Raw genomic sequence first — 20,735 nt, 5'->3', positions numbered from 1 at the left:
TCCTGGCCCAAGGCTCGTAACACTGACTCTTAGAACTTGGCTTCTGCGTCCAGCTGCAGGGTGTTGGTGTTGGCGTCACGCTGGGTTCGGCTGGCGTAGTCGGCCTTGGTCAGGAAGTACGTGGCACCGAGTGCGAAGTTCTTGTCGATGTCATAGCTGACCTTCATTTTGTGACCGCGCGAACCCGTGGTGCCGTTGGCGAAGTCCGAGTCGGTGAAGGCACCCACTACAGCGTTACGTTGAGTGTCGCGATAGTTGTAGTCCAGGTTGAAACCGAACACCTTGGACTTGGCGCCGATCAGCCAGGCGGTGTCCTGGTCGGTCACGGCGTCGTTGTTTTTCACGTACTGGCCGTAGAACGCCAGAGGCACTGCCAGGCCGCCGATGTCGGCTTGGGCGAAACCTTCATACAGACGGAACTGGTTGTCGGCCGAGTTACCGTTGACCGCCAGCGCGCAAGGCGTGGTGGTGGTTGTGCAACGGCTGTCCTTGTCATTCTGGTAGGCGTAGACGCTGCCGCCCAGGGTCATTTTCAGGTTGTCGGTGACCGAGAAGCGCGTCCCCAGCTGGCCGGAGGTCAGGCGCAGGTCGTGGCGGAATTGCACGCCGTCGCCGTCGACGTTGTCCTTGAGGTTGTAGTTGCCGAGGCTGCCGAACAGCTCGGCGCTGCTGCCCAGTGGGTATTTGTAGGTGACTGCCAGGCCTTCTGGGTTGATGTCGCTATCCCAGATCACGTCGCCCATGTTGACCCACGGTTGCAGCATCTTGCCGCCGATGACGTGCAGGTTCTTGATCTGGTCCGGGTGGTAGTCGATGTAGCCGAGGTCCAGCCAGATCGACTTCTTGTCGAAGTAGTTGTCCTGATCCTGGTTGGTGGAGCGCGCGTCGTCGCTGCTACCTGTGGCAATGCGGATACCGGTGTCGACTTGCGAGTTGATCTCGGTGTAGGCGCCGAGGCGGGCACGGATGCGCTGGCGATCCTTGTCACGGCCGCCGTTGTTGGATTCACCCTGGATTTTCACGGTTTCCTGACGGAAACGTACGTCACCCTTGAACTGAGTCTTGGCCGCCCAGGCCAGCTTCTGGTCGAAGCTGCTCAGTTCGTTGGTTTTTTTCGCGGTGGCCGCGATCTGTTCGTTGGTCTCTTGTTGAGCTTGCCGTGCGATCTGCTGTTCTTTCTGATCCCGTGCCAGCTCAGCTTGCAGTTCGCTGTATTGGGCGTTGGTGATCTGGCCGTTGGCCTTGAGCATGTCGAGCAATTTAGCGTCGACTGCAGCGCTGGCCGGTACGCTCAGGGCCAGCAACAGGCCACCGCACAGGATCGCCGCAGTTTTAGTGGAAGCAAGACGCATATCAATCTCCGAAAGTGAGGAGGGATGGCAAACCATCCAGGACACAACCGACCAATGACGGACGGAAAAAATGCCGCCTGGTAGCACCAGGCGCTCTAAAAACAGGCGTCAGTATCGCGATCGTTTATGACGGCGCAGTGGCGAAGTGATGTCATCTAGATGACAAATTATTCATGCTGGGAACTATTGGTTTAGAGCCTTGTCCGGCGATTCGAGGGTGTGCGAAAGCCGCCGATAAGCGATACTCGCGAGGCTTTCACACCCCCAAGAAATGAGGATGCCGATGCCGCTGCAACGTCTGATCAGCCTGTCCGAAATCGCCCCACAGACCTGGGATGCACTCGTGGCGGACGCCCAGCCGTTTGTGCGGCACGCGTTCCTGAGTGCGCTGGAGGACAGTGGCAGTGTCGGCCCGCATTCGGGGTGGCAACCGGAGCATCTGCTGCACTGGGAAGGCGAGCGGCTGGTGGCGGCGCTGCCCTGTTATCGCAAGTGGCACTCCTATGGCGAGTACGTGTTTGACCATGGCTGGGCGGACGCCTGTGAACGGGCCGGTATCGAGTACTACCCCAAGTTGCTGACGGCCGTGCCGTTCAGCCCGGTCAGCGGGCCACGTTTGCTGGCGGCGAGTGCCGAGGACGGTTTCGAGCTGCTCAAGAGCCTGCCGGGCTACCTGGAAATCGAAGGGCTCTCCAGCGCCCACGTCAACTTCACCGACGATCTGGCCGATGCGGCGTTGGCGCAGCAACCGGGCTGGCTGCAGCGCCTGGGCTGTCAATTCCACTGGCAGAACCGTGGCTACCGCGACTTCCAGGACTTCCTCGACGCCCTCAGCTCGCGCAAGCGTAAACAGATGCGCAAGGAGCGTGAGCAAGTGGCCGGGCAGGGCATCGACTTCGAATGGCTGCAAGGCCATGAGCTGAGCGAGGCGCAGTGGGATTTTGTCTACGCCTGCTACGCCAACACCTACGCGGTGCGCCGCCAATCGCCGTATCTGACCCGCGAGTTTTTCAGCCTGCTCGCCGAACGCATGCCCGCAGCGATTCGCGTGGTGCTGGCCAAACAAGGCACACGGCCGGTGGCCATGGCGTTCAGCCTGATCGGTGGCGACAGTTTCTACGGCCGTTACTGGGGCTGCCTGGCGGAATTCGACCGCCTGCATTTCGAAACCTGTTTCTACCAGGGCATGGACTACGCCATCGCCCACGGCGTGCAACGTTTCGATGCTGGCGCGCAGGGCGAACACAAGTTGATTCGCGGGTTTGAGCCGGTGATCACGCGGTCGTGGCATTACTTGCGGCACGCGGGGTTGAAGACGGCCGTAGAGGATTTCCTGGAGCGTGAACGTGTAGGGATCGTGGCCTATGCCGAAGAGGCGCGAACCGCATTGCCATACCGCCAGCCCTAACCTCGTAGTGAGCGGGCTTGCCCGCGCTGGGGGGCGCAGCCGCCCCAAACGGTACGCTGCGGTGTATCAGCAAGACTGCGGTGTCTGGATTTGGGGCGGCTTCGCCACCCAGCGCGGGGCAAGCCCGCTCACTACAGCCGTGCGGGAAAGCCCTGCCTATTGCCGGCAGGGCTGATACCGCATTGCTTCAGGCCGGTTCCTCCTTGCCCAGCCAGCGATAGGTAAAACCGCCCACCACCGCCCCGAGGATCGGCGCGAGCCAGAACATCCACAATTGCTGGATCGCCCACCCGCCAACGATCAAGGCTGGCCCCGTACTGCGAGCGGGGTTGACCGAGGTGTTGGTCACGGGAATGGAGATCAGGTGGATCAGCGTCAAGGCCAGGCCGATGGCGATTGGCGCGAGGCCCTTCGGGGCGCGGTGGTCGGTGGCGCCGAGGATGATCAGCACGAACATCGCGGTCATCACCACCTCGGTCACAAACCCCGCCGCCATCGAATAACCGCCGGGCGAATGCTCGCCATAACCGTTCGACGCCAGGCCCGAGGCCAGTTCGAAGCCGGGTTTGCCACTGGCAATGAAGTACAACAATGCGGCGGCAACCGTGCCGCCGACGACCTGGGCGACGATGTACGCCGGCAACTCCCTGGCCGCAAACCTCCCGCCCACGACCAGCCCCACCGACACCGCTGGGTTGAGGTGACAACCGCTGATATGTCCGATGGCAAACGCCATGGTCAGCACCGTCAACCCGAACGCCAGGGACACCCCCAGCAAACCAATCCCGACTGCCGGGAACGCTGCGGCCAATACCGCACTCCCGCAACCGCCCAACACCAGCCAAAACGTACCCAACCCCTCAGTGATTGAACGTTTGAACAAAGACATGCAGCACGTCCTTGATAGATCGCTCTACCGAATCAGTAAAACAGTGATGCTCCCTGCATTGACTACAGCGCCCGTCTGGGCACTGCGTTGATTACAGCAGGGTTGTGGCACAAATCCAGTGCCCAAATGGGGAAGGGCCCCATGAAACATGGCGTCTGGCACTGATCAAATGTGGGAGCGGGCTTGCTCCCACACAAGCCCGCTCCCACAGGTTGAATTGTGTTTGAGCGGTAGATTATTAGTCGATGCCGACAAAGCCGCCGGTCTGGTGCTGCCACAGCCGCGCATACAGCCCGCCATGGGCCAGCAACTCGGCATGGCTGCCCGTCTCGGCGATCTGGCCTTTCTCCAGCACCACCAGGCGGTCCATCCGCGCAATGGTGGACAGGCGGTGGGCAATCGCGATCACGGTCTTGCCCTGCATCAGGGTTTCCAGGCTTTCCTGGATCGCCGCTTCCACTTCCGAGTCCAGTGCCGAGGTCGCTTCGTCCATGATCAGGATCGGCGCGTCCTTGAGCAGCACGCGGGCAATCGCGATGCGCTGGCGCTGCCCACCGGAGAGTTTCACCCCGCGTTCGCCCACATGGGCATCCAGCCCGGTGCGGCCTTCGGAGTCCGACAGCAACGGGATGAACTCATCGGCACGCGCCTTGTGCACCGCCGCCCAGAGTTCTTCGTCGGTGGCGTCCGGCTTGCCGTACAGCAAGTTGTCGCGGATCGAACGGTGCAGCAACGAGGTGTCCTGGGTGATCATGCCGATCTGCGCACGCAGGGATTCCTGGGCCACGTCGGCGATGTTCTGCCCGTCGATCAGGATGCGCCCGCCTTGCAGGTCATACAGGCGCAGCAGCAGGTTGACCAGGGTCGACTTGCCCGCGCCGGACGGGCCGATCAGGCCGATTTTCTCGCCGGCCTTGATCTCCAGGTTCAGCCCGCCAATGATCCCGCTCTTCTTGCCGTAGTGGAAATCCACGTGCTCGAAGCGCACTTCGCCGTGGGGCACCGTCAGGCGCGGGGCGTTCTCGCGGTCGATCACCGCCAGCGGCTGGGCGATGGTTTTCAAACCGTCCTGCACCATGCCGATGTTTTCGAAAATGCCGTTGACCACCCACATGATCCAACCGGACATGTTGACGATACGGATCACCAGGCCGGTGGCCAGCGCGATGGCGCCCACCGAGATCAGCGACTGCGTCCACAACCACAAGGCCAGGCCGGTGGTGGTGACGATCAGCAGGCCGTTCATGGTGGTGATCACGATATCCATGCTGGTGACGACACGGCTGGCCAGTTGGGTCTTTTCGGTCTGCTCGATGATCGCTTCCTTGGCGTACTGCTGCTCGTATTGGGTATGGGCGAACAGTTTCAAGGTGGTGATGTTGGTGTAGCCGTCGACGATGCGGCCCATCAACTTGGAGCGCGCCTCGGAGGAAATCACCGAGCGTTCCTTCACCCGTGGCACGAAGTAACGCAGCGCCAGGCTGTAGCAGATGATCCAGGTCACCAGCGGGATCATCAGGCGCCAGTCGGCCTCGGCAAACAGCACCAGGGAACTGATGGCGTAGATCGCCACGTGCCAGATCGCGTCCACGGCGGCCACGGCGGAGTCGCGCAGGGAGTTGCCGGTTTGCATGATGCGCTGGGCGATGCGCCCGGCGAAGTCGTTCTGGAAGAAATTCAGGCTCTGCTTGAGCACGTAGCTGTGGTTCTGCCAGCGGATCAGGCTGGTCATGCCGGGGCTGATGGTCTGGTGCACCAGCAGGTCATGCAGGGCGCCGAAGATCGGGCGCAGCAGCAGGGCGACCACGGCCATCCAGATCAGCTCGGTGCTGTGCACTTGGAAGAAATTCGCGGGCGGTGTGCCCTGGGCCAGGTCGATGATGCGGCTCAGGTAGCTGAACAGCGCGACTTCGATCAGCGCACCGATCAGGCCCACCACCAGCAAGGCGGCGAAATGCGGCCAGACCTGGCGCAGGTAATAGAGGTAGAAGGGCAGGACTTTATCGGGTGGGGCGTCGCTGGGCGCGTCGCGGAAAATATCGATCAGTTGTTCAAAACGACGATAGAGCATTAGGTATGACGCCCGCAGGGCGGGCTCTCCTTTCAAATGCGCGCGCGGCCTTGTGGGCCACGCGCGGAACCTCCTGCGGACCTCAGTCGATGCGCTTGGCCGACTTGATCAGGACAGGATCGATTGGCACGTTCTGCATGCCCTGCTTGGTGGTGGTCTGGGAGTTGACGATGACATCGACCACGTCCATGCCCTTGACCACCTTGGCGAACACCGCGTAACCGGCGTCACGGCCCGGATCGAGGAACGCATTGTCGGCAACGTTGATGAAGAACTGGCTGGTGGCCGAGTTCGGGTCGTTGGTGCGGGCCATGGACAAGGTGCCGCGCACGTTATGCAGGCCGTTGCTGGCTTCGTTGCGGATCGGCGCTTCGGTCGGCTTTTGCGACATCTGCGGGGTGAACCCGCCGCCCTGGATCATGAAACCCGGGATCACGCGGTGGAAAATCGTGTTGGTGTAGAAACCCTTGTCCACGTAGGCCAGGAAGTTCTTGGTACTGATCGGCGCCTTGACCGGGTCCAGTTCGATTTCGATGTTGCCGTTGGTGGTGATGATTTCGACGCGGGGCACCTTGGCAGCCTCGGCCGCCATCAGGTTGGCAGCGAATAGAACGGAACCGGCAAAGAAGGCGATTTTTTTCAGCATGGGTCAGTGATCCTGGGTAGTGGTTTCGACTGTCTTTAGAAAATCGAGCAAGGTAGCGTTAAAGACTTCGGGTTGATCCAGTGGCGTGGCATGACGGGAATCTTCGATCACCACCAGTCGCGCATCGGGCAGCAGTTTTACATAGTTTTGTTTCTGCGCCACGGGGGTGTAGTCGTGGTCGGCGCTGATGACCAGCGTAGGACAGGTAATTCGGGAAAGATGTTCCTGCACCCCCCAGCCCACAATTGCATCGAAGCTGGCGAGATAAGCACGTTTGTCGTTTTTTGCCCAGCGTTCGGCCATCTTGCGACGCAGGCCGGCCTGCGCCGGTTTGGGGAACAGCCGCTCGCCCAACGCCTTGCCGATCGTGGACAGGCTCAGCAACCGCGCCAGGCTCCAGCGCTTGGCCCACTGCCAGTAATCGTCGGCGCTGCGAACTTTCACTTCGGGCGCGCTGTTGACGATGCACAGGCTCTTGAGCAGGGCCGGTTCGTCCACCGCCAGTTGGAAGGCGATCATGCCGCCCATGGACAAGCCCACCACGTGGGCCGGCGGTAGGCTCAGGTGCTCGAACAAGGCAATCAGGTCGTCAGTGAAACCCCGGATGCTGTAGCGCTCACGGGGTTTATCCGAGCGGCCATGACCTCGCACGTCTACCACGATCAGGCGGTAATGCCTGGCCAGCACTGGAATCTGCAGTTCCCAATCCTGGCTGCTGGAGCCCAGGCCGTGGATCAGGATCAGCGGGGTGCCGTGGCCGTATTCCTCGTAGTGCAGGCTGCATCCCTCGTGGTCGAACCAGGCCATGGGTGAACTCCGTTTCAGGCTTGCTGGGGGGCGGCGAAAGGCGCGTCCAACGGGGCGGTGTCAAAGGTACGCAGCAGTTCCACGAGGATCTGCGTCGCGGGCCCCAGGGGTTTGTCCTTGTTCGAGTAGAGGTAGAACGTGGGGTGACGGCTGCCGCCCTGTTCCAAGGGTAGCTGCTTGAGCACGCCCTCGGTGAGTTCGCGTTCGATCATGTGCCGGGGCAACCAGGCAAAGCCCAGGCCACTGCCCACGAATGATGCGGCGGTGGCCAGGCTGCCGACGGTCCAGCGCTGCTCGGCGCCGAGCCAGCCTACATCGCGCGGTTGCTGGCGGCCGGAGTCGCGGATCACCACCTGCATCTGGCTTTCCAGGTCCTGGAAGCTCAGTTCGCGGTTCATGCGGTGCAGAGCGTGTTCGGGGTGGGCCACGGCGACAAATTCCACGTCGCTCATTTCCGTGCCCAGGTAACCGGGGATACTGAAACCGCAGATCGCCAGGTCAGCCACGCCTTCGATCAACAACTCTTCCACGCCGGACAGCACCTCCTCGCGCAGGCGCACGCGGCAGCCACGGCTCTGCGGCATAAAGGCCGAGAGGGCGCGCACCAGGCGTGCATTCGGGTAGGCGGCGTCCACCACCAGGCGCACTTCGGCTTCCCAGCCCTGTTCCATATGGTGTGCGAGGTCTTCCAGCTGGCTGGCATTCTTCACCAGTTGCCGCGAGCGGCGTAACAGCACTTCGCCGGCGTCGGTGAGCACGGCCTTGCGCCCGTCGATGCGCAACAGCGGCACGCCAAGCTGATCTTGCATGCGGGCCACGGTGTAGCTCACCGAGGACTGCGAACGGTGCAGCGCTTCAGCCGCCTGGGCGAAGCCGCCGTGGTCGACCACGGCCTGCAGCGTGCGCCATTGATCGAGGGTAACGCGGGGCGCTTTCAAGATGGGTTCCTCTTGTCCTAAGCTGGCGGTCCTTATTGGAGACCACCGAATGAGAAAATTCTGTTGTGTGTTGCTGGCGCTGCTGCCGCTGAGCGCGTTTGCCTATTCCATCGACGTGACGAAAAAGATCGACGGCGTGAGCATTGATTACACCGCCTCCGATGTGGACGGTGACATCAGTTCGATCCGCCTGAATAACTACGGCACCAACGATGCAGTGTGTTCGGTAACCTTCACCAACGGCCCGGAAGCGCCGCGCAATCGCAAGGTCACGGTGCCGGCAGGTAAAAGCACCAACACCACCGTCAAGTTCAACCGCGCCATCATCAAGATGCGCATTGCCCTGGCTTGCAGCCCGAAATAACCCGACAGCGGAGCATCTCCAGAGGAATACTCCGCTTATAAACAAATTTATAGATGGGTTATAGCAGTTTTTTGCGCTTTTTTATCGAATTGGCTCTGTTTAATCTCCACTCCATCGACTTACAGCATTTACAGATGGAGCCTACGCAGCCATGTCCAACGTTCTGATCATCGAAAGCAGCGCCCGCCAGCAAGGCTCGATCTCCCGCCAGCTGACCCAGCAGTTCATCAGCCAATGGCAGGCCGCCCACCCGGCGGACCGGATCACCGTCCGTGACGTGGCCCTCAACCCGTTGCCACACCTGGATGCCGACCTGCTGGGCGGTTGGATGAAACCTGCAGATCAGCGTAGCGCCAGCGAACAAGCCAGCCTCGACCGCTCCAACGCATTGACCGATGAGTTGCTCGCCGCCGACGTGCTGGTGATGGCCGCGCCGATGTACAACTTCGCCATCCCCAGCACCCTCAAGGCCTGGCTGGACCACGTGCTGCGCGCCGGTGTGACGTTCAAATACACCGCCACCGGCCCGCAGGGCTTGCTCATTGGCAAGCGCGCCATCGTGTTGACCGCCCGCGGCGGCATCCACACCGGCGCCACGTCGGATCACCAGGAACCGTACCTGCGCCAGGTCATGGGCTTTATCGGCATCCACGACGTGACTTTCATTCATGCCGAAGGCGTGAACCTGAGCGGTGACTTCCAGGAAAAGGGCATCAACCACGCCAAGGCGCTGTTGGCACAGGTCGCCTGATCCTTTAATCGTCAGATAATCGCGCGGTGTTTATCTAGTGCCACGCAAACCCTTCAAGTACGCGTAATGAACCTCCCTTTGCACTTTTTGCTCCTGAGTGCTCCTGCCCGACTGCCGCTTTAGCGAGGTCGGGTTTTTTTTGCCCTGAGTTTCGTCAAGCGCCGAAAACCTTTAATGTCCCGCCCATTCGAAGCGAGGCGCGCATGGGCTATCTACTGGTTGTCACCCTGATTCAGGCATTTTCCTTCAGCTTGATCGGCGAGTACCTCGCCGGTCACGTCGACAGCTACTTCGCCGTGCTGGTGCGCGTGTTGCTGGCCGGCCTGGTGTTTATCCCGCTGACCCGCTGGCGTTCGGTGGAACCGGCCTTCATGCGCGGCATGCTGGTGATTGGCGCGCTGCAATTTGGCGTGACCTACGTGTGCCTGTACCTGAGCTTTCGCGTGCTCACGGTGCCGGAGGTGCTGCTGTTCACCATCCTCACGCCGTTGCACGTGACCCTGATCGAAGACGCCCTCAACCGCCGCTTCAACCCCTGGGCGCTGGTCGCCGCACTGGTGGCGGTGGCGGGCGCGGCGGTGATTCGCTTCGACCAGATCACCCCGCACTTCCTGGGTGGCTTCCTGCTGCTGCAACTGGCCAACTTCACCTATGCCGCCGGGCAGGTGATGTACAAGCATCTGGTCCAGCGCTACCCGAGCGACCTGCCGCATTACCGGCGTTTCGGTTTCTTCTATGTGGGCGCATTGCTGGTGGTGTTGCCGGCGTTCCTGCTGTTCGGCAAGGCCAACTTCCTGCCCGATGCACCGTTGCAATGGGGCGTGCTGTTATTCCTGGGGTTGGTCAGTACGGCACTGGGCATGTACTGGTGGAACAAGGGCGCCTGCCTGGTGCAGGGCGGCACGCTGGCGGTGATGAACAACCTGCATGTGCCGGTGGGGTTGCTGCTGAATTTGCTGATCTGGAACCAGCATGAGCCGCTGGGGCGCTTGGCGTTGGGTGGGTTGGTGATTTTGGGGGCGGTGTGGATCAGTCGGTTGGGGGCTGTGAAGTAATGTTCCAAGATTGCACATCTACCGTTCGGTAATCGAACCAGTTCGGACTTCTGTTACTTAAGCTCCTGAAACAACGCCGATATTAATGTCACTGTTAATTAGTCTGGCTTGTGAGGAGTGCTGCAATGTTTGCCCATCTGAAAATACGTACCGGCATGATTGGGGTGCTACTGCTATTCATTGTTGCATTGCTGTTTTCGACGCTGAACAGTTGGTGGTCGGCGGTGAGCAGTCACAATCAGATTGACGAGTTGAGTCGTACTTCACGACAAATCGACGGCATCAACAACGCGTTACTGCTGGCCATCCGCACCAGCGCCAATGTGTCCTCGGCGTTTATTGAGACAACCGGCGGGCGTTTCGACGAAGCAGAGGCACGCTTGGTGCGCAGCGAGGCTATCTGGAATGAAGCAATCGCCAAGCTGGACGTTTCTACCAAAGACTTGCGTGATACGCAGTTGAACGCCTTGGCCGAAGATCTCAAAGGGGCGTTTACCGAGTACGGCCAGGCCATCGTCGGTCAGCGCGCTGCCACGCGCGCGCGTTCCCCAGAACAGTATTTTCAAGTCAACATCGCTGCTGGCAACGGCATGACCAAGCTTCAGGAGATTCGCGTGAAGCTGGTCGGCGCATTGGATGCCCGTGCACAGGAGATCAACTTGGAGGCGGCTGCGCGGCTGCAAACTGCGCAAACCCTGGCCGTCGCCTTGATCCTGCTGACCCTGGCCCTCGCCGTTGTCTGCTGGGTATTTATCTCGGGCACGGTCCTGCGTCCATTGCGCGCGGCGGGTGAGCACTTCAAGCGCATCGCCGGGGGCGACCTGACTCGCGAGGTTGTCTCGCCTGGGCGCAACGAAATTGGCGAGTTGTTCGTTGAACTCCAACGCATGCAGGCCAGCCAGCGCGAAACACTGATCCAGATCGCTGATTCAGCCATGCAGTTGGCCTCAGCCGCGGAAGAACTCAATGCCGTGACCGAAGAAAGCAACCGCGGCCTCCAGCAGCAGGACATGCAATTGGAGCAGGCCGCTACTGCCGTTAACCAGATGACCAGTGCGGTCGAAGAAGTGGCGCGCAACGCAGTGTCCACATCACAAGCGGCGACGGCGTCCAATACGCTGTCGGAAAAAAGCCGCCAGCAAGTACGCGAGAACATCAGCGGTACGCAATCGATGACCGCCGAGATTCAGGGCAGCGCCGAGCAGATCCGCGAGCTGGCTGACAAAGTGCGCAACATCGGCAAGGTGCTGGACGTGATACGCGCCGTCTCGGAGCAGACCAACCTGCTGGCCCTCAACGCAGCGATCGAGGCAGCCCGAGCGGGTGAAGCCGGTCGCGGATTTGCGGTCGTGGCCGACGAGGTACGCACCCTTGCCTACCGCACTCAGGAGTCGACCCGCGAGATCGAACAGATGATTGCCAGCGTGCAGAGCACGGCCGAACAGGCGGTGGACTCGATGCGCAGCAGCACCGCGCGTGCCCTGGGCACACTGGAGATCACCCAGGCGTCAGGGGCGGTGCTGGAGGACATTTTTGCGGCCATCGGCCAGATCAATGAGCGCAATCTGGTGATTGCCAGTGCAGCCGAAGAGCAGGCCCAGGTCGCCCGTGAAGTGGACAGCAACCTGGTGGCAATCCGCGACCTGTCTGCGCAATCGGCAGCGGGCGCCTTGCAGACCAGCGCGGCAAGCAATGAGCTGTCGCAGTTGGCCGCGCAACTGAGCGGGCTTGTGGGACGCTTTCGTACCTGATCGTTCGCGCTGATGTCCCACGTATGACCCTGAGTGTGACGGACAAAGTGCTTTGTCGTGCGGCGTTAAAAGGGCAGATGATTGTCTGCTCTTTTACTCGCACGGTGGTTTAGAGAGTGAAGGAAACAAATAAAAATGAACCACTATGGCAGGCCAGTTCCTGTGCCGAAGGTTGATGTCAATGATGATGTTTTACATGTCATCAGGGCGCTTGTCGTTTTAGCGCTGGACGGCACTTCTGATGCAGAACCCGTTGCCGCTTTTCTGATGGCTTGGTACGACTCTGATACTTATGGCGGGTTTAACTTTGATTGCCTTTGGCAGATGGACAAGAAAAATCGACAACAGGTCGCCTACTTATTTGACTGGATCAGCAATAACAAAGTAACGCCGCAAGACTTCGAGCTGGACTTGCTGTTTGAAGTGATCGGTGCCCGCTGGGCTGCCTAGATAAGTTAAAGTTGCCGGGGGGCAAGCCGAATTGTCGCACCGCCCCCTCACATTGGCGGCGGTTTACACCGCCGGCAGGTGACTGGCCCCCAGCACCGCCGGCAACACACCCGCCCGCAAGTCATTGCCACTCGGCTGCTGATACAGGCTCAAGCCAAACTCCGGCAACACCGCCAGCAGATAATCAAAAATATCCCCTTGGATCCGCTCGTAATCCGCCCACGCCGTGGTGCGCGTGAAGCAGTAGATCTCCAGCGGCACACCCTGGGCGGTGGTTTGCATCTGGCGCACCATGCAGGTCATGTTCGGCTGGATGTCCGGGTGGCTTTTCAGATAGGCCAGGGCGTAGGCGCGAAAGGTGCCGAGGTTGGTCATGCGCCGCCGGTTGGCCGACAGTTGCGCACTGTGGCCCTGGGCTTCGTTCCACGCCTTGAGCTCGGCCTGCTTGCGCCCGATGTAGTCGGTGAGCAGGTGCACCTGGGTCATGCGTACCTCTTCATCGTCGCGCAGGAAGCGCACGCCACTGGCGTCGATAAACAGGCTGCGCTTGATCCGTCGCCCGCCCGAGGCCTGCATGCCGCGCCAGTTCTTGAACGACTCGGACATCAGGCGCCAGGTGGGGATGGAGACGATGGTCTTGTCGAAGTTCTGCACCTTGACCGTGTGCAGGGTGATGTCCACCACATCGCCATCGGCGCCGACCTGAGGCATTTCGATCCAGTCGCCGACCCGCAGCATGTCGTTGCTGGTCAGTTGCACGCTGGCGACGAACGACAGCAGGGTGTCCTTGTACACCAACAGGATCACCGCCGACATCGCACCCAGGCCCGACAGCAGCAATAGCGGCGAACGGTCGATCAGGGTGGCGACGATGATGATCGCGCCAAACACATACAGAACCATTTTCGCCAGTTGCACGTAGCCCTTGATCGAGCGGGTGCGCGCATGTTCGGTGCGCGCGTAGATGTCCAGCAGGGCGTTGAGCAGGGCGCTCATGGCCAGCGTCAGGAACAGGATGCTGATCGCCAGGGCCACGTTGCCGATGAACAGGATCGCGGTCTTGCTCAGGTCCGGCACCAGATACAGGCCGAACTGGATCACCAGTGATGGCGTCATCTGCGCCAGGCGGTGGAAGACTTTGTTGTGTCGCAGGTCATTGAGCCAGTGCAGGGCCGGTTGCCGGCCAAGCAACTTGATGGTGTGCAGGATCAGGTAGCGCGCCATCCGTCCGAGCAAGAGCGCCACCACCAGCAACACCAGAAGGCCGAGGCTGGCGTGCAGCAACGGGTGTTCATCGAGGGCGCCCCAAAGGTCTTGGACGTTGAGCCAGAGCTGTTTTATATCCATGGGTGAAACCGATTCTTCTGTGGGACAAGACGGGGCGATTAGAGCATTGAAGTGCTACAAAGTTGGCGTCACGGACAAAAGTCCTGACAAAAAAGTGGCTGATTAGCACCGTTCGCGTAAAGAAACTCGGTTTGGACGCCCGAAACCGTTACCCTATGCAGCTGATATTTTGTATTTCTTCGAGGTAGCACCCGTGTTTTCCCAATTCGCCCTGCACGAACGCCTGCTCAAAGCCGTGGCCGAGCTTAAATTTGTCGAGCCAACGCCTGTGCAAGCAGCGGCCATCCCGCTCGCGCTCGAAGGGCGTGACCTGCGGGTGACAGCTCAAACCGGCAGCGGCAAGACCGCGGCTTTTGTCCTGCCGGTGCTGAACCGCCTGATCGGCCCGGCCAAGGTCCGCGTGAGCATCAAGACCCTGATCCTGCTGCCGACCCGCGAGTTGGCCCAGCAGACCCTGAAGGAAGTGGAGCGCTTCTCGCAGTTCACCTTCATCAAGTCCGGCATCATTACCGGCGGCGAAGACTTCAAGGTGCAGGCCGCCATGCTGCGCAAGGTGCCGGACATCCTGATCGGCACCCCGGGCCGCATGATCGAGCAACTCAACGCCGGCAACCTTGACCTCAAGGAAGTCGAAGTACTGGTGCTGGACGAAGCCGACCGCATGCTCGACATGGGCTTTGCCGACGACGTGCAGCGTCTGGTGGGCGAGTGCGTCAACCGCCAGCAGACCATGCTGTTCTCCGCCACCACCGGCGGTTCGACCCTGCGCGACATGGTCGCCAAGGTGCTGAACAACCCTGAGCACTTGCAGGTCAACAACGTCAGCGACCTGAACGCGACTACGCGCCAGCAGATCGTCACCGCCGACCACAACGTGCACAAAGAGCAGATCCTCAACTGGCTGTTGGCCAACGAGACCTATCAGAAGGCCATCGTGTTCACCAACACCCGCGCTGCCGCCGACCGCATCTACGGTCGCCTGGTTGCCCAGGATTACAAGGCGTTCGTGCTGCACGGCGAGAAAGACCAGAAGGACCGCAAGCTGGCCATCGACCGCCTCAAGGCCGGCGGCGTGAAGATCCTCGTGGCCACCGACGTTGCTGCCCGTGGCCTCGACGTGGATGGCCTGGACCTGGTGATCAACTTCGACATGCCCCGCAGCGGCGACGAATACGTGCACCGTATCGGCCGTACCGGGCGTGCCGGCAACGATGGCCTGGCCATCTCGCTGATCTGCCACGGCGACTGGAACCTGATGTCGAGCATCGAACGCTACCTCAAGCAGTCGTTCGAGCGCCGCACCATCAAGGAAGTCAAAGGCACCTACACCGGGCCGAAGAAGGTCAAGGCGTCGGGCAAGGCCGTTGGCGTGAAGAAGAAAAAGACCGACGCCAAGGGTGACAAAAAGAAAACCGGTGCCAAGTCGCCGACCAAGCGCAAGATCGCCAACCGGCCGAAGACCGACAACCTGTCGCTCGTCAGCAAGGACGGCATGGCGCCGCTCAAGCGCCGCAAGCCAGAAGCACCGGCTGCCGAGTAAGGCAGGGGTGATGTGAAAGAACCGGACGATTGTCCGGTTTTTTTATGTCCGCCGGTTATGCAGCTTCGTCGGCTGGACTGAACGGCGCTTACCGAGGCCTGTCCACCGCGTATCGGGCCACTTTTCCGTCGGCCTGCAGGAGGAATAGGGATGACGACTTACAACTGGGATCTGATCGAACGCCTGTTGCATGAAGTACAGAACGGCGAAGGCAGCTTCGCGCCGCGCAAATACGCTGAACAAGAGGCCGCCGAGAAGGCTACGGCAGGCGAGTCCACCGGCAATCTGGATGCGTTGAAAAAGACTGCTGCGGATTATGAAGCGCTGTTGTTCAAGCGCGGCTTTATTGAATCGCGGCCTGAGGAGGAGGGCGGCAACGGCGAGAACTTCATTCTCACCCCGCTGGGTGCCCAATTGCTGGCGCTGATCGACAGCTCGATCCCGGGCAACGACCACCCGCGCCAGGTGCTGGATGAGCAGGCCGACGCGCTGGACCCTGCGACATTTGCCGAGGTGGCCGCAAAAGCCCAGATCGCCTGAGACCCTTCACGTCCCGGCGCCCGCTGCGGCGCCGGGCGAACCTGTCAGATCAGTAATCTGGCGCTAAGGTGGCTGACAGCCATCCCTGCCTAATCTGCGGCCATTCAACTGACGGACTTGAATCGGCATGCACTTCACCCCCTCACGACGCACCTTTGTCAAAGGCCTCGCCGCCGGCGGCTTGCTTGGCGGGCTCGGGCTCTGGCGCAGCCCGGTCTGGGCCCTCACCAGTCCCGGCCAGCCTACTGTGCTGGCAGGCACCGAGTTTGAGTTGTTCATCGACCAGACCCCGGTCAACCTCACCGGCCGCAACCGCACCGCGCTGACCATCAATGGCAGCCTGCCCGGCCCGTTGCTGCGCTGGCGCGAAGGCGACACCGTGACCCTGCGCGTGAAAAACCGCCTGGCCGAGCCGACCTCGATCCACTGGCACGGCATCCTGCTGCCCTCGACCATGGACGGCGTGCCTGGCCTGAGCTTCGAGGGCATCGAGCCGGGCGGGGTGTTTGTCTACCAGTTCACCCTCAAGCAGCACGGCACCTACTGGTATCACAGCCATTCCGGGCTTCAGGAACAGCAGGGCGTGTATGGCCCGCTGGTGATCGATCCCCGTGAACCCGAGCCGTTCACGGTGCAGCGTGACTATGTGGTGATGCTCTCGGATTGGACCGACGAAGATCCCGTCGCCCTGATGAAAACCCTCAAGAAGCAGTCCGATTACTACAACCTGCACAAACCCACCGTCGGCGATTTTGTCCGCGATGTGGGGGCGCAGGGCTGGAAAGCCACGGCCGCCGACCGCCTGATGTGGGCGCAGATGAAGATGAACCCCACGGACCTGGCCGACGTCAGCGGCGAGACCTACACCTACCTGCTCAATGGCCAGCCGCCCGAGCGCAACTGGACCGGGTTGTTCGAGGCGGGCGAGACGGTTCGCCTGCGCTTTATCAACGGCTCGGCCATGAGCTACTTCGATGTGCGCATCCCGGGGTTGAAAATGACCGTGATTGCCGCCGATGGCCAACCGGTGACGCCGGTCAGGGTCGATGAGTTTCGCATTGCCGTCGCCGAGACGTTCGACGTGCTGGTCGAGCCTACGGCGCAGGCTTACACGGTGTTTGCGCAGTCGATGGACCGCAGCGGTTTCGCCCGCGGCACGCTGGCCCGCCAGGCTGGCGCCACGGCGCCAGTGCCGACGTTGGAGCCGCGCCCCTGGATCACCATGGACGACATGGGCATGGGTGGCATGGACCACGGCGCCATGGCCGATATGCCGCAGATGGCCGGCATGGACCACAGTGCCATGGCGATGCAGAGCCACCCGGCCAGCGAACGCAATAACCCGCTGGTGGACATGCAGGCCATGAACCCGCTGCCCAAGCTCGACGACCCCGGCATCGGCCTGCGCAACAACGGCCGGCGCGTGCTGACCTACGCCGACCTGCGCAGCACCTTCGAAGACCCCGACGGCCGCGATCCCAGCCGCACGATCGAGTTGCATCTGACCGGGCACATGGAGAAGTTCGCCTGGTCGTTCAATGGCGTGAAATTTTCCGATGCCGAGCCTCTGGCATTGACCTACGGCGAGCGGGTGCGGCTGGTGTTGGTCAACGACACCATGATGAGCCATCCGATCCACCTGCACGGCCTGTGGAGCGACCTGGAGGACGAGAACGGCCAGTTCCAGGTGCGCAAACACACCATCGACATGCCGCCGGGGTCGCGGCGCAGCTACCGCGTGACGGCAGATGCGCTGGGCCGATGGGCTTATCACTGCCACCTGCTGTACCACATGGAGATGGGCATGTTTCGTGAGGTGCGCGTGCATGAATAAGCATGTGAATAGAAGTGCCTGGATGGCCTCTGGGTTCATCGCACTGACGTTTGGCCCGCTGGCGTTGGCGGACGAGTTTCAGGGCATGAGCCCTGCCTCCCCGGCTCTCACCGAGAGCCGCACGCCGATCCCGCCGTTGACCGACGCAGACCGCGCGGCGGTGTACAACGTGCCGGGCGGGCATATGGTGCACGACAGCGCCGTGCATTCGATGTTGCTGGTCAACCAGTTGGAATGGCAGGGCGGCGAGGGTGACGGTGTTCTGAACTGGGACATCAAGGGTTGGGTCGGCGGTGACATCGACCGCCTGTGGTTGCGTAGCGAGGGTGAGCGCAGTGCCGGGCGCACGGAAAGTGCCGAGGCCCAGGCCCTGTGGGGGCATGCCATCAACCCATGGTGGGACTTGGTCGGCGGCGTACGCCAGGATTTCAAACCCGGCGACGGCCAAACCTGGGCCGCCTTTGGCGTGCAGGGCATGGCGCTGTACGGCTTCGAGGCCGAAGCGACGCTGTTTGTCGGTGAATCCGGCCACACCGCCGCACGCCTGGAAGGTGACTACGACATTCTGCTGAGCAACCGGCTGATTCTGCAGCCCACCGCCGAACTCAATCTGTATGGACGCAACGATCCGCAGCGCGGCGTCGGCTCGGGGCTGTCGGACAGCGAGCTGGGCCTGAGGCTGCGCTACGAAGTGCGACGTGAATTCGCGCCCTACGTGGGCGTCACCTGGAACCGCCGCTATGGCCAGACCGCGCAATACACCCGGGAAGACGGCGAGGACGTCAGCCAACTGCGCTGGGTAGTCGGCGTGCGCCTGTGGTTCTGACGTTCACTCTTCTTATAACTTGCCGCCATGAGCGGCTTGGAGCCTTGCATGTCGATGTTGAAAACGCTGTTGGTGGGCGCTGTGCTGTCGGTCGGATGGGGCGCCAGTTTTACGCTCTCGGCGCACCCTAAACTGTTGTCCTCCATCCCCGCGGACGGTGCCCAGGGCGCCGCGCCGGCGGTGATTGAGCTGCACTTCTCGGAAAACCTGCTGACGCAGTTTTCCGGGGCCAAGCTGAGCATGACTGCAATGCCCGGCATGACCCATGCGCCGATGCCGGTCAAAGCCAGTGTCGCGGCCAGTAGCGACCCGAAGGTGATGTTGATCAAGCCCGCTTCGCTGTTGGCGCCCGGCACCTACCGGGTGGACTGGCGTGCGGTGTCGTCGGATACGCATCCGATCCTCGGCAACGTGGTGTTCAGCGTCCAGCCATGAGTGAAATGATCCCGGTGTTGTTGCGGTTTGTGCTGTACCTGGACTTGATGCTGGTGTTTGGCCTGGGTTTGTTTGGCCTCTACGCAAGGCACTGCCGATTGGATGTGAGGCGGCTGCTGCGGTGGATGGCGAGCCTGGGAGTGCTGCTGTCGGTGCTGTCGATGGTGTCCATGACCCAAGCCATGAGTGGTGCCGAGGACTGGCAAACGCTGTGGCCGCATGTGCAGATGATGCTGGCGCACACCGAACTGGGATGGACGTGGTGCCTGCGTCTTGTGGCGCTGGTCGTGGTGCTGCTCAGCCCCCGGCTGGCCACGTTGTGCGGCGGCGTCGCACTGGTGACGCTGGCATGGGCCGGGCATGGGGTGATGCACGAGGGCGCGCTGGGGGTGTGGCATCTGGTCAGCGACATTGCGCATTTGCTGGCGGCGGCGGGTTGGGTCGGGGCGCTGGCTGCGTTCGGGCTGTTGTTGATGCGCCCGTCGTTACCCGGCGCACCGCATGTCGAGGCGTTGGCGCAGGCGTTGGTGGGCTTCGAGCGGGTCGGCATGGGGTTTGTCGCGGTGCTGATCGTGACGGGCGTGACCAATTACCTGCTGGTGGTCGGGCTGAATCCGGACGGGCTCAGCGAAGGGCTTTATGCACTGTTGTTGGGCCTCAAGTTGGCGGTGTTCGGCTTGATGCTGGGATTGGCGGCGCTCAATCGCTTTCATCTGACGCCATGGTTGCAGCGGTCCCTGGCCTCAGGCGACAACGCGACGGCGACCCGGGCATTGCGCCGCAGCATCGCGGTGGAGTTTGGCGCCGTGGTGTTGATCCTCGGGTTGGTCGCCTGGCTGGGCACCTTGGCGCCGGATTAACCTTTTGCGCTTTGCAGGCATTTGAGTGCCTGCAAGTCGCTGCGCACCTTGGCGATTTTCTGTATGAGTTTCTGGCGTTGTTGCACCGTGGTCTCGGCCATCACGTCGACAATCAGGCTGCGGGCCTCGGCCTCCGTTTGTGCGTAAGCGGCACTGTATTGCGGGGTCCACAGGCTTTCGCGGTCCACCAGTAGTTGCTCGATCTTCGGCGCGAAGCCGGCGCTGTGGCGTTGCCTCACGGCGGCGCTGAACTGCGCCTGCCACTGGGCGCGGTTGCCGATCCAGGCCTGGTTCTGTTCGCCCAGCGCGCTGGACCAGGCGCTGACGCGCGCCTGCTGGCTGGCACTGAGCGGGCCGATCCAGGCATCCAGGCGTTTGTTCATGCGCTCGGCACGGTCCTTGATTTGCTCGGCCAGTGGCGGTTTGAGGTACTCGTCCTGGCGTTTGCGCAGGTCCTTGGCCAGGGCCGCGTTCATGTCCCGCACCTGCTGGTCGTCCAGGCCTTGCAGCAACTCGATGGCCGACGGGGTGATCTGCCGCGCGATTTGAGTGATGGCCTGCTTGGCTTCGGCGGTTCGCGCTTGCAGCGCGGCATCGCTGACCTGATGGTTGTCGGCCATCTGTTGCAGGCGGTCGAGCCAGTCGAGGTAGCCCGGCAGTTGTGTGCTGCAGTGCCAGGCCAGGTGTTCCTTGAGGGTGTCGTTGAACCAGCTCTTCTGCCCGGCATTCATGTCCAGGTAGTCGTTGAGGGTCCAGGGGATGATCACATCGAGGTTGCGGTAGGCCAGGCCGACGCGATTGCAGCCGGCCAGCACCAGGCTTAGGGTCAGCAGCACCGTCAGGAGTTTGAGCCGTTGCAGCATGGGCGGGT

20 protein-coding genes are annotated in these 20,735 nt (G+C 61.6%); 12 read left to right on the top strand and 8 right to left on the bottom strand.

The genetic code is table 11. The features are described from left to right. Positions 1 to 29 precede the first annotated feature (29 nt). Positions 30 to 1,352: a putative porin gene (locus tag IB241_RS04235; RefSeq protein ID WP_192297101.1), complete on the bottom strand. Its 1,323-nt coding sequence runs from the start codon at positions 1,350 to 1,352 to the stop codon at positions 30 to 32. A 283-nt stretch (positions 1,353 to 1,635) separates the two neighbouring features. On the opposite strand from IB241_RS04235, the gene IB241_RS04230 reads away from it, so the two are divergent. After that, positions 1,636 to 2,760 carry a GNAT family N-acetyltransferase gene (locus tag IB241_RS04230; protein ID WP_192297100.1) on the top strand — a complete coding sequence of 375 codons (1,125 nt, stop codon included), beginning with the start codon at positions 1,636 to 1,638 and terminating at the stop codon, positions 2,758 to 2,760. Positions 2,761 to 2,947: 187 nt separating this feature from the next. Here the strand turns inward: IB241_RS04230 and aqpZ are convergent, their stop codons facing one another. The 5 genes from aqpZ to IB241_RS04205 form a co-directional block, all read right to left on the bottom strand. Continuing rightward, positions 2,948 to 3,649, bottom strand: coding sequence for an aquaporin Z (gene aqpZ / locus IB241_RS04225; RefSeq protein ID WP_192297099.1), 702 nt, complete (start codon positions 3,647 to 3,649; stop codon positions 2,948 to 2,950). Between the two features lie 238 nt (positions 3,650 to 3,887). Continuing rightward, positions 3,888 to 5,720 carry an ABC transporter ATP-binding protein gene (locus tag IB241_RS04220; RefSeq protein ID WP_192297098.1) on the bottom strand — a complete coding sequence of 611 codons (1,833 nt, stop codon included), beginning with the start codon at positions 5,718 to 5,720 and terminating at the stop codon, positions 3,888 to 3,890. Positions 5,721 to 5,802: 82 nt separating this feature from the next. Continuing rightward, on the bottom strand, positions 5,803 to 6,366 hold the full coding sequence (locus tag IB241_RS04215; RefSeq protein ID WP_192297097.1) for a peptidylprolyl isomerase: 564 nt from the start codon (positions 6,364 to 6,366) through the stop codon (positions 5,803 to 5,805). 3 nt (positions 6,367 to 6,369) lie between these two features. Beyond that, the gene (locus tag IB241_RS04210; protein ID WP_192297096.1) at positions 6,370 to 7,173 is read right to left on the bottom strand and encodes an alpha/beta fold hydrolase; all 804 of its coding nucleotides are present in this window, start codon (positions 7,171 to 7,173) and stop codon (positions 6,370 to 6,372) included. Positions 7,174 to 7,187: 14 nt separating this feature from the next. Continuing rightward, complete coding sequence (locus IB241_RS04205; RefSeq protein WP_192297095.1) at positions 7,188 to 8,111, bottom strand: LysR family transcriptional regulator; 924 nt, start codon at positions 8,109 to 8,111, stop codon at positions 7,188 to 7,190. Positions 8,112 to 8,160: 49 nt separating this feature from the next. On the opposite strand from IB241_RS04205, the gene IB241_RS04200 reads away from it, so the two are divergent. From IB241_RS04200 to IB241_RS04180, 5 genes are all read left to right on the top strand, one after another. Further along, entirely contained in the window at positions 8,161 to 8,475 is a 315-nt protein-coding gene (locus IB241_RS04200; RefSeq protein ID WP_192297094.1) for a 3-phosphoglycerate kinase, read from the top strand. A 151-nt stretch (positions 8,476 to 8,626) separates the two neighbouring features. Then, positions 8,627 to 9,226, top strand: coding sequence for an FMN-dependent NADH-azoreductase (locus IB241_RS04195; protein ID WP_192297093.1), 600 nt, complete (start codon positions 8,627 to 8,629; stop codon positions 9,224 to 9,226). A gap of 203 nt (positions 9,227 to 9,429) precedes the next feature. Continuing rightward, entirely contained in the window at positions 9,430 to 10,281 is an 852-nt protein-coding gene (locus IB241_RS04190) for a carboxylate/amino acid/amine transporter (RefSeq protein ID WP_192297092.1), read from the top strand. Between the two features lie 125 nt (positions 10,282 to 10,406). Then, positions 10,407 to 12,032, top strand: coding sequence for a methyl-accepting chemotaxis protein (locus tag IB241_RS04185; RefSeq protein ID WP_192297091.1), 1,626 nt, complete (start codon positions 10,407 to 10,409; stop codon positions 12,030 to 12,032). Between the two features lie 135 nt (positions 12,033 to 12,167). After that, entirely contained in the window at positions 12,168 to 12,482 is a 315-nt protein-coding gene (locus tag IB241_RS04180) for a hypothetical protein (RefSeq protein WP_192297090.1), read from the top strand. A 63-nt stretch (positions 12,483 to 12,545) separates the two neighbouring features. Here the strand turns inward: IB241_RS04180 and IB241_RS04175 are convergent, their stop codons facing one another. Further along, complete coding sequence (locus IB241_RS04175; RefSeq protein ID WP_192297089.1) at positions 12,546 to 13,829, bottom strand: mechanosensitive ion channel family protein; 1,284 nt, start codon at positions 13,827 to 13,829, stop codon at positions 12,546 to 12,548. A gap of 193 nt (positions 13,830 to 14,022) precedes the next feature. Between IB241_RS04175 and IB241_RS04170 the strand changes: the two genes are divergently transcribed. The 6 genes from IB241_RS04170 (at position 14,023) to copD (ending at position 19,864) form a co-directional block, all read left to right on the top strand. Continuing rightward, a complete protein-coding gene (locus IB241_RS04170) occupies positions 14,023 to 15,369 on the top strand; it encodes a DEAD/DEAH box helicase (RefSeq protein ID WP_135288619.1) in 1,347 nt (448 codons plus the stop codon). A 150-nt stretch (positions 15,370 to 15,519) separates the two neighbouring features. Continuing rightward, complete coding sequence (locus tag IB241_RS04165) at positions 15,520 to 15,909, top strand: transcriptional regulator (protein ID WP_192297088.1); 390 nt, start codon at positions 15,520 to 15,522, stop codon at positions 15,907 to 15,909. 127 nt (positions 15,910 to 16,036) lie between these two features. Beyond that, positions 16,037 to 17,743 (top strand): copper resistance system multicopper oxidase, encoded by a 1,707-nt coding sequence (locus IB241_RS04160; protein WP_192297087.1) that lies wholly within the window; start codon positions 16,037 to 16,039, stop codon positions 17,741 to 17,743. A gap of 22 nt (positions 17,744 to 17,765) precedes the next feature. Then, a complete protein-coding gene (locus IB241_RS04155) occupies positions 17,766 to 18,569 on the top strand; it encodes a copper resistance protein B (RefSeq protein WP_225595266.1) in 804 nt (267 codons plus the stop codon). Positions 18,570 to 18,617: 48 nt separating this feature from the next. Further along, positions 18,618 to 19,004: a copper homeostasis periplasmic binding protein CopC gene (gene copC, locus IB241_RS04150; RefSeq protein WP_192297085.1), complete on the top strand. Its 387-nt coding sequence runs from the start codon at positions 18,618 to 18,620 to the stop codon at positions 19,002 to 19,004. Beyond that, a complete protein-coding gene (gene copD / locus IB241_RS04145) occupies positions 19,001 to 19,864 on the top strand; it encodes a copper homeostasis membrane protein CopD (RefSeq protein ID WP_192297084.1) in 864 nt (287 codons plus the stop codon). The genes copC and copD overlap by 4 nt, the downstream gene beginning before the upstream one ends. Here copD and IB241_RS04140 read toward each other — a convergent pair. Continuing rightward, positions 19,861 to 20,727: a DUF6279 family lipoprotein gene (locus tag IB241_RS04140; protein WP_192297083.1), complete on the bottom strand. Its 867-nt coding sequence runs from the start codon at positions 20,725 to 20,727 to the stop codon at positions 19,861 to 19,863. The two genes, copD and IB241_RS04140, sit on opposite strands and share 4 nt — an antisense overlap. Between the last annotated feature and the right edge of the window lie 8 nt (positions 20,728 to 20,735).

This window comes from Pseudomonas sp. PDM05 (genome assembly GCF_014851685.1).
GTDB lineage: Bacteria > Pseudomonadota > Gammaproteobacteria > Pseudomonadales > Pseudomonadaceae > Aquipseudomonas.
This window is presented reverse-complemented; position numbering and strand designations above follow the sequence as displayed.